At 68.2% G+C, this 12,284-nt stretch carries 13 protein-coding genes; 3 read left to right on the top strand and 10 right to left on the bottom strand.

Features of this window, described 5'->3' with window-relative positions; genetic code table 11:
- The coding region (locus QZY07_RS01680) for an arsenate reductase (azurin) small subunit (protein WP_295399350.1) at nt 1–417 on the bottom strand (417 nt) is incomplete at its 3' end.
- Nucleotides 418–706: 289 nt separating this feature from the next.
- On the opposite strand from QZY07_RS01680, the gene moaB reads away from it, so the two are divergent.
- The 3 genes from moaB to moaD are packed head-to-tail and all read left to right on the top strand — an operon-like array spanning nt 707 to nt 2,788.
- Nucleotides 707–1,237, top strand: a complete 531-nt coding sequence (gene moaB / locus QZY07_RS01675; protein ID WP_295399348.1) for a molybdenum cofactor biosynthesis protein B — start codon at nt 707–709, stop codon at nt 1,235–1,237.
- A gap of 12 nt (nt 1,238–1,249) precedes the next feature.
- Nucleotides 1,250–2,506 (top strand): gephyrin-like molybdotransferase Glp, encoded by a 1,257-nt coding sequence (gene glp / locus QZY07_RS01670; protein WP_295399346.1) that lies wholly within the window; start codon nt 1,250–1,252, stop codon nt 2,504–2,506.
- 27 nt (nt 2,507–2,533) lie between these two features.
- Entirely contained in the window at nt 2,534–2,788 is a 255-nt protein-coding gene (gene moaD, locus QZY07_RS01665; protein ID WP_295399344.1) for a molybdopterin converting factor subunit 1, read from the top strand.
- A 125-nt stretch (nt 2,789–2,913) separates the two neighbouring features.
- On the opposite strand, the gene QZY07_RS01660 is transcribed toward moaD, so the two are convergent.
- The 9 genes from QZY07_RS01660 to QZY07_RS01620 all read right to left on the bottom strand — a co-directional run bounded on the left by QZY07_RS01660 (nt 2,914) and on the right by QZY07_RS01620 (nt 12,041).
- Nucleotides 2,914–4,227 (bottom strand): sigma-54 dependent transcriptional regulator, encoded by a 1,314-nt coding sequence (locus QZY07_RS01660; RefSeq protein WP_295399342.1) that lies wholly within the window; start codon nt 4,225–4,227, stop codon nt 2,914–2,916.
- The gene (locus QZY07_RS01655) at nt 4,224–5,657 is read right to left on the bottom strand and encodes a HAMP domain-containing sensor histidine kinase (protein ID WP_295399340.1); all 1,434 of its coding nucleotides are present in this window, start codon (nt 5,655–5,657) and stop codon (nt 4,224–4,226) included. The genes QZY07_RS01660 and QZY07_RS01655 overlap by 4 nt, the downstream gene beginning before the upstream one ends.
- Nucleotides 5,654–6,517, bottom strand: coding sequence for a phosphate/phosphite/phosphonate ABC transporter substrate-binding protein (phnD, locus tag QZY07_RS01650; protein ID WP_295399338.1), 864 nt, complete (start codon nt 6,515–6,517; stop codon nt 5,654–5,656). The genes QZY07_RS01655 and phnD overlap by 4 nt, the downstream gene beginning before the upstream one ends.
- A 75-nt stretch (nt 6,518–6,592) precedes the next feature.
- Nucleotides 6,593–7,492, bottom strand: a complete 900-nt coding sequence (locus tag QZY07_RS01645; protein WP_295399336.1) for a hypothetical protein — start codon at nt 7,490–7,492, stop codon at nt 6,593–6,595.
- Nucleotides 7,493–7,522: 30 nt separating this feature from the next.
- Complete coding sequence (locus QZY07_RS01640) at nt 7,523–7,987, bottom strand: hypothetical protein (RefSeq protein WP_295399334.1); 465 nt, start codon at nt 7,985–7,987, stop codon at nt 7,523–7,525.
- Nucleotides 7,988–7,991: 4 nt separating this feature from the next.
- Nucleotides 7,992–8,735: a hypothetical protein gene (locus QZY07_RS01635; protein ID WP_295399332.1), complete on the bottom strand. Its 744-nt coding sequence runs from the start codon at nt 8,733–8,735 to the stop codon at nt 7,992–7,994.
- Between the two features lie 3 nt (nt 8,736–8,738).
- Entirely contained in the window at nt 8,739–10,868 is a 2,130-nt protein-coding gene (locus QZY07_RS01630; RefSeq protein WP_295399330.1) for an Mrp/NBP35 family ATP-binding protein, read from the bottom strand.
- Nucleotides 10,859–11,140 (bottom strand): cytochrome c, encoded by a 282-nt coding sequence (locus QZY07_RS01625; protein ID WP_295399328.1) that lies wholly within the window; start codon nt 11,138–11,140, stop codon nt 10,859–10,861. The genes QZY07_RS01630 and QZY07_RS01625 overlap by 10 nt, the downstream gene beginning before the upstream one ends.
- A gap of 76 nt (nt 11,141–11,216) precedes the next feature.
- The gene (locus QZY07_RS01620) at nt 11,217–12,041 is read right to left on the bottom strand and encodes a 4Fe-4S dicluster domain-containing protein (protein ID WP_295399326.1); all 825 of its coding nucleotides are present in this window, start codon (nt 12,039–12,041) and stop codon (nt 11,217–11,219) included.
- Between the last annotated feature and the right edge of the window lie 243 nt (nt 12,042–12,284).

The following is a 12,284-nucleotide window of genomic DNA, read 5'->3' as shown; positions in this document are numbered from 1 at the left end:
GTTCTCGGTCGCCTGCCCGTCCACCATCTGACCATGCATCTCCGGATCGAAGATGCTGAAATGACAGCCGCACTTGAAGGTACGCGCGACCGGGTCGTAGCTGAGCGGACAACCGTTGTGGGTACATTGGGTACTGAAGGCCACGATGTCGCCGTCTGGACCGACACCTCCCGGCACCGGGCGACCGGTCTTGACGATCTGGCAGAAAGACTCCGGATCGGGATAGTTGAAGGGAACCGGGACATCCACCTTGAGCGCGCTGGCCCTGACGATTCCCTCGCGCGGGTAAGGCAAGGTGGTGGCGCCCGGCGGCGGGGTGTCCTTTGCGCCCGCGAATCCGGTGCCCACCAGGGCGGCTCCGGCCGCGGCAGCGATGCCGCCAGTCTTGAGGAATTTGCGTCTGCTGAAATCGGTCATGCCTGTCTGCCTCCTCGTTTTTTGTTCTCCATCCGAGACAGCAAAGGGTGTGCCGCCATCGGCGGCTTTCAGAATCAATCGCTTACGTCAAGCGCGTTTCTTCTTGGTAACATCGGTCGGGTAGGGCGTTACGATCAAGTAACAAACTGCCGGGCGCTCTCACGGCGCTGGGCGAGCGCCCCCTCTGGACCGCGATCAAGGCGACCGCGATCCCTTGCACTGCCGGCGGTGAATGCCCCAAGATACCTGTACGCTGATTCACGGCGGGCTAAGACTAAGGGTATCTCCGATGAGCCAGCACTTCACCGAGCAGGCCTTTCTGCCGCTCAAGATCGCGATCCTCACCGTCTCGGACAGCCGGGGCGAGGATCAGGACACCTCAGGGACGCGGTTGAAGGACTGCGCCGAAACAGCCGGACACCAGATCGTCGCGAAGGCGATTGTCCGTGACGATGTCTACCAACTACGAGCCATCTTTTCCCACTGGATCGCCGACCCCGAGGTCAACGTGGTTCTGAGCACCGGGGGGACCGGCGTGACCGGGCGCGACAGCACGCCGGAGGCCGTTCTGCCCCTGCTGGACAAGGTGATCGAAGGCTTCGGCGAACTGTTCCGGCAGGTTTCATTCGAAGACATCGGCACCTCGACCGTCCAGTCGCGCGCATTCGGCGGACTGGCCAACGGGACCTTCGTTTTTTGCCTTCCCGGCTCGACCGGCGCCTGTCGGACCGCCTGGGAGCGGATCCTGTTGCCCCAGTTGGACATTCGCACCCGGCCCTGTAACTTCGCCCAACTCATCCCGCGTCTGCGCGAACGCTGAAACGCCGATTCCATGCCCACGCACAACGACGGCTGCGCGCCACCCTCCGGCGACCGACCGACACTCACCAAGCAACAAGCCATCGAGTTCCTCGCGTCACGGGTCGAGCCAATCGCCGACACCGAATCCATCCCGACCGGCGCGGGACTCGGGCGCGTGCTCGCCGCCCCGGTGACGAGTGCCATCGATGTCCCAGGCTGGGATAACAGCGCGATGGACGGTTACGCCATCCGTCATGTCGATCTGTCCCCGCATGGCGGATGTCTGCGCGTCGCTCAACGGATTCCGGCTGGGGCGGTCGGCGCGCCACTGACACCTGGCACGGCGGCACGCCTCTTCACCGGCGCGCCCGTTCCGGACGGTGCCGATACGGTGGTGGTTCAGGAGATCTGCGAACAGGACGGCGATCAGGTCCGGATCCCGTTCGACTGCAAGGCTGGCGCGAACATCCGCCGCGCCGGCGAGGACATCCGCGCCGGGGCCGAGGCGATCGCCGCTGGAACCCAACTCGCGCCCCAGCATCTCGGGCTGGCCGCCTCGGTCGGTCTTGCTGAACTGACGGTCTACCGGCGGTTGCGGGTGGCGATCCTCGCCAGCGGCGATGAACTGGCGATGCCGGGGGGACCGCTGGCACCGGGTCAGATCTACAACTCCAATCGTTTTACCCTCATCGGACTGCTGCAAGGGTTGGGCTGCGAGGTGGTGGATCTCGGGATCGTCGCGGACACCCTGGAGGCCACGAAGGCCGCCCTGACCCGTGGTGCCCGCGAGGCCGACCTGATCGTCACCAGCGGTGGGGTCTCGGTCGGGGAAGAAGACCATCTCAAGCCCGCCGTCGAGCAACTCGGTACCCTGGATCTTTGGAACATCGCGATCCGCCCTGGTCGGCCAGTCGCCTTCGGTCGGATCGGGGAGACGCCCTTCTTCGGCAGCCCCGGCAATCCGGTCTCGATGTTCGTGACCTTCTGCCTCTTTGCCCGTCCGCTCGTGCGGCGGATGCAGGGCATCACAGGGGACTTGAACCCTCGCGCGCTCAAGCTGCGCGCCGGGTTCGACTGGCCGAAACCGGACAAACGGACCGAGTTCCATCGGGCACGCCTCCAGAACGGCGAGGATGGCGAGACGGAGCTGGCGGTGTATCCCAGCCGTTCGTCGGCGGTCCTCTCATCGATCGCTTGGGCAGACGGCTTCATCGAGATCCCGCCGGGACGGGCGATCCAGCGCGGCGACCTGGTGGACTTCATCCCCTTCGCGAACCTGCTCCATTGACCCGGCAACCGACGGAACACTGAGACGATGATCAAGATTCTCTATTTCGCCCGTCTGCGCGAACAACTCGGCGTCGCGGAGGAGCCATTCACGCTTCCGGCGGGGGACTGCACGATCGCTGATCTACTCGCTCACCTGCGCCGCCGGGGTGGGCTCTGGGCCGACGTCCTTGGCGAGGGCGAGACCCTGATGACTGCGGTCAACCAGGAACTCGCCCGTCCCCACACGCCGGTCGGCGACGGCGACGAGGTGGCGATCTTCCCGCCAGTCACCGGGGGTTGACGATCACTAGCCTGCGACCGTCGCATCGGCCACGCGCGTCCGGCCGATCGCATCGAGTTGCCGCTGGAGTTTGATGACCGCGACAAACCGCGGGCGCAAGTCCTTCGTCCTCGCGCCTTGGGCGCCTACTCGGATCGTTCCGCCCCCGGCCGCGAGAGCCCGTAGCGTTTCATCTTCTGCCACAGCGTCTTGCGACTGATCCCAAGCCGGACGGCGGTGGCGGCAAGACTATCGGCCGGCTCGGCGAGCGCGGCCAGGATCGCCGCCCGTTCGCCGGCCTGGGCCTGGGCCTTGAGCCCGGTCTCCGCGGGCATCTCATTGGGCACATCCAGCGCCAACTGCTGGCCATGTCCGAGGATGCAAGCACGCTCCAGCGTATGGTGCAGCTCGCGGACGTTGCCCGGCCAGGGATGACTCAGGAGATGCTCGCGATCGGTCCCGCTCAGGCTGCGGCGCTCCTCGGGGAAACGGCGACCGTGCTCGGCGACGAAGCGATCGGCCAGCCAGAGGATGTCCTCCGGGCGCTCGCGTAGCGGCGGCATCTGGATCTCCAGCACCCGCACCCGGTAATAGAGATCCTCGCGAAAGCGACCCTCGCGTACCAGCGTCACCAGATCCCGATGGGTGGCGCAGATCAGGCGCGCCGGAACCTCTACCGGCGCATGGCCGCCGATCCGGGTCAGTTGCCGGCTCTGCACCACCCGCAGCAAACGCGATTGCAGGGCCAGCGGCATGTCGCCGATCTCATCCAGAAAGAGGATACCTTCGCCTGCCTGCTCGAAGACCCCGGCGCGGCGGCGCTCGGCGCCGGTGAAGGCGCCTTTTTCATGCCCGAACAGCTCGGCCTCGACCAGGGTCTCGGGCAGGGCCGCGCAGTTGACGGCGACGAAGGGGGCATCTGGACATTGGAGTCGGTGCAGACGCCGCGCCACCACCTCCTTGCCGACACCGGACTCGCCGCTGATCAGCACGGGGGTGTGGGTATGACGCGCCAAGCGAGTGAGTTCGGCGGCGATCCGGCACATGGCCGGCGCAATGCCCAGGCGGTCGTCCTCGGCGGTCGCTGGTCGAGGGCATCTCGCCCCGGCGAGCGCACGCAGCTTGTCGATCAGGTCGGTCGGATTGAGCGGTTTGGTCAGATAGTCGGCGGCGCCCAGCTTGAGCAGACGCACCGCGTCCTCGATCGTCCCGTAGCCGGTGATGAAGAGCGTGGGCGGGAGCGGACCCGCCGTCTCGATCAGCCGCTCGAACAGGGCGACCCCGGAGAGGTCCGGCAGGTTGACGTCGATGACGGCCAGGTCCGTCCCGCCCTGCGTCAGCGTCAGGAGTCCACCGCGCCCGGTGCGCTGCCAGTCCACGCGGAAGCCTTCGAGGGTGAGCCGCTCTACCAGCGCCTCGCCCATGATGGGATCGTCCTCGATCAGACAGACGCGCGTCATCTCGCACCCCCGCCCGCGAGCGGCAGGGTGACCTGGAAGCGGGTGATCCCCTCCTCGGTCTCCACCCCGATGGCACCGCCGAGCTGGGAGGCGATCTGGTAGCAGACCCAGAGTCCGAGCCCCTGCGCGTGCGGCCGGCTGGCCGGATAGGGCTCGAACAGATGCGCCAGTTGCTCGGGCGGGATCGGCTGACCGCTGTTTTCGATCTGAATCCGCAAGACATTCTCCTCGGTGGCGCAAGTCACCGCCACCGCCCCGCCCTCGCACGCGGCCTGGATGGCATTGAGCAGCAGGTTGAGCAGCAGTTGACGCACTGGCGCCGCCGGCAGGCTGGTCGGGGCGTCGAAGACATTGTGCCAGGTGAGGGGTACGCTGGAGCGGGCGAGCCGGGGCTGGGCCAATGTCCTGACATCCTCCAGATCCTGGTGCGTGAGGGTGCGGGTGTCGGCGCGCGCCTCCACCAGCAGGGCCGACACGGCACCCTGGATCTGCTGGAGCGCGCGGTCGAGCAGATCCAGCAGGCGGGCGGTGCGGGCGTCGAGCGGCTGGGCGAGGCGGTAGGTATCGATCGCCATCCGCATGCCGCCGAGCGGGTTGTTGACCTCATGGGCGACCCCGGCGGCGACCCGCCCGACCGCCGCCAACCGCTCGGCCTGGATCATCTGGCGCTCCAGCGCCTCCTGCTCGGCCAGCGCAGCCAGCATGGCGCTGAACTGGCGCCCGAGTTGACCGATCTCGCTGTCGCCGCCCGGCACCGTGCAATGCAGTTGGCGGGCCTCTTCCTTGCCGATCCGGGACATGCAGCCGGTCAATTGCACGAGCGGGGCGACCATGCGCCGTCCCCAGAGCCAGCCGAGCGGCAGCCAGATGGTGAGCACCCCAGCGGTCACCAGGATGCCGCCGACGACGATCTCCTCGAAGCGCGGCAGATAGGGCGCGTCCGACAGCAGCGCGATCAACTCGCCGACCTGGGTGCCATCGCTGTCGAGCGGCAGTCGCAGGACCCGCCGAACGCTAGCTTGGTCGACCGGGACGATCCGTCCGGGGGTCTCCTCCGGCCCGATCGCGCCCGGCTCGGGCAGCCAGGGCAGCGCCTCGCTCAAGGGCTGATCCAATCGATACTCGCGCGGCCGATTGCTCGCGAAGAGGCGACCTGCCGCGTCCACCAGGATCCAAACCGCGTCGCCCGCGCCGCCCTCGGGTCCGCGCAACAGCGAATAGGCCAGCCAGACATCCTCGTTGCGCAACGCCTGCACCTGCACCGCCGCCATGGCATGCCCCAGGCTCAGAGCATTGCGGCCCTGGTCCTCACGCAGATTGGCGAGCGTTTGCAGACCGATGGCGAGCGCCAGGCACAGCGCGGTGGTGATCGCCGACACACTCAGGCTGAGCGGCAGACGCACGCGGTAGCTCGACCACGCCAGATTCACGAGTGATCTCGTGGATTGAGTTGGCGGGCCATCGCGGCGATGTCATCGAACAGCGCCGGTTCCGCGACCGAGAACCCGTCGAGGTTGAGTTCGGCGAGCAGTGCCCGGCCGACGGGATCCCGGGTCTGCCCGACCAGCACCGCGCGCAGCCGCACGCGCTCGGCGTCGGGCAGGTTGGGAGCGGCCACCAGCGGTGGAAATCCGAACAGGGGCGAGCGCAGGATGACGCGGGTCTTGTCCGTCATCGCGGGATCGCGCCGTGCCAGGGTCTCCCAGACATAGCCGTCGACCGCCGCTCCATCGGCCAGTCCCTCGGCCACTGCCATCACGCTGCGCGGGTGGCCCCAGGTGAAAAAGGTCCGGCGAAAAAAGCGATCGGGATCGCGACCGGCACCCGAGAGGTAAAACCGTGGGTAGAGATAGCCGGAGTTGGAATCCGGATCCGACCAGGCGAACAGTCGATCCTGAAGTGACTCCAGCGTCTCGATTCCCGTGTCGGCGCCGGCGATGACATAGGCGCGATAGAGCGGCTGGCCCTGAAAAGTCGGCACCGCGATCAGCGTGAGCCGGTCCTGGTGTTGGACGTAAGGATAACCGCAGATCCAGGCCAGATCGAGCTGGTCCCGCAACAGCAGGTCGAGGATCTCGCGATACCGCGCGCGCTGCACGAAACGCACCGGCCGACCGAGTTGGGCACTCAGCCAAGCGGCCCAGGCGTTGAGGAAACCGATCCGGTCGTCGAGCATCACCGGCGTGATGCCGAAGCGCAGTGGCGGTGCGGTGCCGCGTGCCGGAAATGTCGCACCCACCCCAGCGGCAAGCAGGGTCGTGACGAAAGCACGACGGGACATTGGCGTCATGGCAGCGCAGTTCTCCACGGATACGAAGATCGAATCTTCTCATACCTCACCCGGTCCGGATGGGGGCTTTTGGTGTCAACGCAGCGCTCGCGCGTCCTGCGGTAACGCCAACTCCGCCGCATCCAGGCGCCGGGCGCGTGGGTCCGGTTCGCTCCAGTCTCCGGGCGCGAAGCGGTACCAGAGTTCGGCGTGCAGGCGTGCCGCCCCATGGCGGCCGGGCTGCGGAAGTTCCAGGACGGCGGGTCGCCCCGGTGGCAGGGTGCGGTCCTGCCAGCCCTGTTCGGGAGGGTGCTCCCACCCGAAGCGCACCCGTTCGCTCCAGACCGGCGCGCCATCGGATGCCAGTCCGCTGACGATCAGCCACACCGAGCGCCCGGTGGTGCCGCCGGGGAGCGCGTGCCCGGCACGGTGCGTCACCTGGACCACCGCCACAGGGGCAGTCGCGGAGTCGTGACGGAGCAACAGCCGGATGGTTGCGACTCGGTCGAGAAAGCCGGGCACGGTCGGTCCCTGGAAGGCGTGATCGGACGCCGCTCGGCCCTCGGGCAGGTGGCAGTCCAGACAGTCCTGACCCAAGGCGGCGGCGGGACTCGCGCGGAAGCCTTGCACGGTGCGCTCGCCGGGGGCGTCGTGGCAACGGGCGCACACCTGCGGCACCTGGAGCTTAGGATAGGGATGACCGCCGACCCCGTGGCAGTCGGCGCACACCACGCCCGCGTCGCCGGAGGGGGCATGGCAACTCAGGCAGGCGGCGGGCGAATGCTGTCCGTGCCACTCGGAGCGGAAAGTCTGGCCCAAGGCGCTCCGGGCCATGCGGGTGGCGGCGAAGGTCTGACTGATGGCGGCGTGACAGGCGATACAGGGGCGGGTCTCCCGGTCTCGCAAGTCATCGGCTGACGCTGCGGAGGCGTCAGCCAGCGCGCTGCCGCCCCAACAATAACCGAGCACCGCGACCACGAGCGGGAGACGGCGCATGCGGTCAGCGAAAACGGTTCGCCGGCGTATTCATCTCGCACAGTCCGCGCGGGATGACGAAGGGGACCGTTCCCGGTCGCGCGAAGCCGGCCTCTGGATTCGCCACTGGCAATCCAGCGGCGCGCCAGGCGGCCAGGCCACCGTCGAGCACCTGTGCACCCGATACCCGAAGCCGACCAGTCGCTGACCCCAGGGTGCCGGATCCACCCCCGGCGCCAGGATCAACACGGTCTCCCCGCCACGGCTATCGGGGAGAAACCCGGCGGGATCCGACCCGACATCCACGGCACCGGGCACCGAGCCTTCCAGATACGCCGCCCGACCCCGTGCATCCAGGATCAGCGGCGGATCGGGTTCGGCCAGTCGCGCGGCGAGTGCCGGCGGACTCAGCGTCGGGAGCGCCTGACCCCAGGCCAGCGCCATGAGCGCGACGCATCCCGTGACCAGCAGGAGCCGGATGACCGGCACGGCGCGTTTACCGAGGAGCGGCGTCACCGGCTCAACCCGTCACCGCAGCGGCATCGAGTTTGACCTGAACTGGCGTCTCCGGGAGCGTCTCTGGCGCGCGGAGCGGCGTCAGCGCGGTCAGCAGGGTCGCGATGTCTGTCCGTGCCAGCAGTTCGGTCCCGATCACCAGTCCCGTCGCCCCGCCCTCACGGGTCAGGTTTTCCAGATGGCGCGGTTCGGTCGCCCCGCCCGAGATCCACAATTTCTCCGGGAAGTCGCGCTGGGCGCGCTCCAGCAGGTCCAGATCCAAGCCCTTCCCCTGCTGCGCGGCGTCGCGGGCGTGCAGCCAGAGCCGCGCGAAGCCCAGTTCTTGGGCGCGCTTGAGCGCCGCCGCGAGCGGGCGGTCGCCATCAGTCACCCGATAGCCCTGGATCGAGGCCGAGTCCGGGGTGAAGAACTTGAATCCCTCCCCCCTGTAGTTCGACATCCGGTAGCTCACCGCCTGTCGGTCGACGATCAGACGTGGCAGCCAGGCGCGTTCGGGATGGGCGTCGCGCAGACGGGCACAGACCTCCAGCCCCTGATCCACGACCCTCAGGGGCGTCAGCTTATCGTCCCAGTCGGGGCGATCGCCGGGGCTGGTCCCGCACAGGGCCACGACCGGCGCGCACAGCGCCAGACAGTGCATCGGGGCAAAACAGCCGACGTCCACCACCAGCCCCGTCAGGCCGTCGAGGGCGGCTGGGTCCAGGTCGGGTGCCAGCGGCTGGTCAAGATGCAGCAAGAGTTCGGTCATAGGTCAGTCCTCCATCAGGCGTTCCCAAAAGGCCGCGTGGGCCGCCTGGGTGTTGGGGTCGGCGTCGCGCAGGCGCGCGCGCCCTTCCTGCTCCAGGGCCTGGCGCACCTGGCGCGCGATCTGTCGGAAACTCAGGCTGAACGGGCTCTCGGGTCGCGCCTCCACCAGCGGTTGCCCCGCGTCCGCCAAAGCCTGACCGGCGGGATCAAGGGGCAGGCTTCCCAGGTAAGGCACATGTCGGCGCCGGGCGAGCGCGGCGACGTCCGCATCGGGAAAGAGCGGTTGGATCTCACCACAGCCGGGGCAGATGGCGTGAGCCATGTTTTCCACCAAGCCAAACACCGGAATGTCCAGTTGATGAAAGAGATCGATCCCGCGTTCGGCGTCCATCTGAGCCAGACGCTGCGGCGTGGTGACCAGGATCGCCCCGCTGACCGGGATCTGCTCCAGGATCGTGAGCGGCACGTCGCCGGTGCCCGGTGGCAGATCCACCAGCAGCAGGTCGAGGTCCGGCCAGGCCACGCCGCGAAACATGTCGAGCAGGGTTTGGGCGACCAGTGGCCCCTTCCAGGCCAGGGCGGCCTCCGGGGGGATCCGCTGGGCGACCGACACCGTCTGGAGACCGTGACCGATGGCGGGGATGGCGCGACCCTGGGCGTCGTACTCCAGCTCGGTCTCCGTGCCGAGCATGCGCGCGATGGAGGGTCCGTAGAGGTCCGCGTCCAGCACGCCGACCCGCAGCCCCTGGGCGCGCAGGGCGCAGGCCAGGTTCACCGTGACGGTGGACTTGCCGACGCCGCCCTTGCCACTGGCGACCAGCAGCACGTCTTTGACGCCGGCGATGGGTTCGCCCGGCTCGGCGTATCGGGGGTTGTTCCAGTCATCGCGATCATCCCGCGAGCCGGTGCGGATCGGGATGGGAACGGATTGCGCGTTCCTTTGCGACTCAGGCGTCGCGTTCCCAGGTTCAGCTTGGGAACGCACGTCTGGAAAGGCGGCTTCCCGAGGCGGATCTGGAAGCGGCGCTTGGGAACCGGAAGCCGTGTCGGTGTCCCGTGCGGGATCGAGCCGCAGCGCCTCGGCGACGCGCGCCGCCAGCGCATGAAAACGGGCGCTCTGCGCCGAGTCCGGCGTCTCCACCACGGGCGGGCACCCACGGTCGGAGGCTTCCGCCAGTGCCGGGACGAAGGGCAGACGGGCCAGCAGCGGCAGCCCGGTCTGCTCCGCCAGCCCCGCGCCGCCACCCTGGCCGAAGAGGGCACTCTCGGTGCCGCAGCGGCGACAGATCAGGCCGGTTAGGTTCTCGACGATCCCCAGACAGGGCACCGCCAGATCCGCGAACATCTCCATGCCCCGGCGGACATCGTCCACCGACACCTGTCCGGGAGCGGTCACCGTCAAGATCCCCGTGAGCGGTGCCTGGCGGGCGATGGCCAGATGCACATCCGAGGTTCCAGGGGGCAGATCGATGAGCAGCAGATCCAGCTCGCCCCAGTCCACATCGGTGAACAACTGGGCCAGCCCCATGTCCACCAGCGAGCCGCGCCAGATCAGGGCCTGGGTCGCCGGCAGCAGCAGACCCAGGGACACCACCTTGAGCCCGTGTCGCTCCTGGGGCCGGATCCGGGCGCCATCCGCCGTGGTCTCCAACCGCCCGGAGAGTCCCAGCAGGGTAGGTGCCGAGGGGCCATAGACATCGGCATCCAGCAGTCCCACCCTGAGGCCGCGCGCGACCAGCGCCAGGGCCAGATTGACCGCCACCGTGGACTTGCCCACACCACCCTTGCCGCTGTGCACCCCCAGGATGCGCCGAATCCCCGGCAGCTCGGCGCGCAGGGCGACGGGGCGCGGGCGCGGTTTGACCACCACCTGTTCCACTCCCGGCAGGTCCGCCAGCAGTGGCTCGATGGCCTCGGCCAGGGCGGTCTGGGAGGCGGCGTTGGGGAATCGCTTCGGATCCAGCAGCACCCGCACCGCGCCCCCCGTGGCGACCACCGCGTAGACCTGTCCGCCCGTCACCACATCGATGCCCTGCGCGGCCTCGCACACCTGGCTCAGCACCGCCAGCACGGTGGCTTCCAAGCGTTCCATGGCGTCAGCGGTATCGGTCATCGAACAGGCATTCAGGGGCATGGTAGGGATTCCTCCAGATAACGACGGATCACGGCCGCCTCCGCGTCATCGATCACACGATCGGCTTCGTGCAAGTGGCGCATGGTGTCCACGATGGCCGGACGCAAGGCCGGCGGGAATTCGCAAAGCCTGTCCGTGCGCAGTTCGTGACAGGCGGCGCAGCGCGTCTTGAACAGCGCCTCGGGCGTGCGCGGCCGGGTCGCCCATTCATAGGTGCCGACCAGCACGACGAGGATTCCGCTCAGAAGGGTGCAACGAATCGCCCACTTCACGCTTGCCCCAGGTCTGGCCTGAAAGGTGGGCGCGAGGGTTCATGGCACCGCTCTGCCGCGCGTTGTCCCATGCGGTTTAACCTTCCAGCATCGCCTGCCAGGCGTCATCCAACGCCTGCTCGTTGGCGCAGATGGGACAGGCGGTCGCCTCAGCCGTCTCCGGGACGAAGGTCGTGCCACAGCGATCGCAGGCGCGGAGCCGGCGCATCATTAGGGTCGAACGCGGGGCACTGACGTCCCGCGCCAAACGCGCGGGGCGGATCTCTACTGCATCGACCGGACAGATCGCGTTGCACAGACCGCAATCCGTGCAGAGCGCCGGCTCGAAGGAGATGCCCAGGGCCGCCCGATCGTCCTCCTGTGCCAAGAGGGCACCTGTCGGACACCGCCGGCCGCAGACCAGACAGGCGGTGCAGCGCGCGGCCAGGGTGCGTAGACGCCAGGGTAGTGATCGATCCGCGCGCCAGGGCACGGCATCGACCCGCGCGGCGAGCAGGGCCTGGTAGGCCTGTGGCTGGCGGATCCCTGCGGGATCGCCCTGAAAGAACGGCAGGTCCGGCCCCTCATCCTCGTCCTCGACCGGGACCAGCCAACGCGCGGCCTCGAACGAGGCGCGCGCCCCGGCGAAGCGTAGGAAGGCGCGGCGGCTCAGATGAGGTTGGTCCTGACGCTGCCTTGGTGCCGCAGGCCCCGTCGCGTCGGTGCCCGCCGCCTCTAATACCGGAGTCGCGTCGCCCAAGCGGTGGACGAGCCGCCGGCGCAGGCGCTCCATCTCGGCCAAGGCCCCGCCGTGACGGCACCCCGCGCACTGGTCCAGACCATGCAGATGGAGCGTCTCCACCCCATCGGCGCGGGCGGCGGTCAGGAGACGTTCGTCCAAGAGTTTGAAACAGACGATCACGATCCCGCCGCCCGTATCCCGACTGGCACTGCAATGCAGATGGGCCTGGGTTTCGCCCCCATAAGCGCCAACTTAACCGCACCGTTGACGCACTTGTGAGTTCATCATCTGCATGACCCTGGCCGGAACGGTTTGCAAGCGACGGCGGCGCGGACGTTCCTTGAGCACGTCGAGGCAGGCGTCCCAGTGGTCGTCTCGCCAGCGTTGCACCTCAAGAATCCAGCGATCGACCTCTTGGCGAAC

Origin of the sequence: uncultured Thiocystis sp. (assembly GCF_903866365.1) — a bacterium.
In the GTDB taxonomy this organism is placed as follows: Bacteria; Pseudomonadota; Gammaproteobacteria; order Chromatiales; family Chromatiaceae; genus Chromatium.
This window is presented reverse-complemented; position numbering and strand designations above follow the sequence as displayed.

Excerpts from the sequence above, each read along its gene's own strand:
- moaB (WP_295399348.1), top strand. The coding sequence starts at position 707 with ATGAGCCAGCACTTCACCGAGCAGGCCTTTCTGCCGCTCAAGATCGCG.
- glp (WP_295399346.1), top strand. The coding sequence starts at position 1,250 with ATGCCCACGCACAACGACGGCTGCGCGCCACCCTCCGGCGACCGACCG.
- moaD (WP_295399344.1), top strand. The coding sequence starts at position 2,534 with ATGATCAAGATTCTCTATTTCGCCCGTCTGCGCGAACAACTCGGCGTC.
- QZY07_RS01660 (WP_295399342.1), bottom strand. The coding sequence starts at position 4,227 with ATGACGCGCGTCTGTCTGATCGAGGACGATCCCATCATGGGCGAGGCG.
- phnD (WP_295399338.1), bottom strand. The coding sequence starts at position 6,517 with ATGACGCCAATGTCCCGTCGTGCTTTCGTCACGACCCTGCTTGCCGCT.
- QZY07_RS01645 (WP_295399336.1), bottom strand. The coding sequence starts at position 7,492 with ATGCGCCGTCTCCCGCTCGTGGTCGCGGTGCTCGGTTATTGTTGGGGC.
- QZY07_RS01635 (WP_295399332.1), bottom strand. The coding sequence starts at position 8,735 with ATGACCGAACTCTTGCTGCATCTTGACCAGCCGCTGGCACCCGACCTG.
- QZY07_RS01630 (WP_295399330.1), bottom strand. The coding sequence starts at position 10,868 with ATGCCCCTGAATGCCTGTTCGATGACCGATACCGCTGACGCCATGGAA.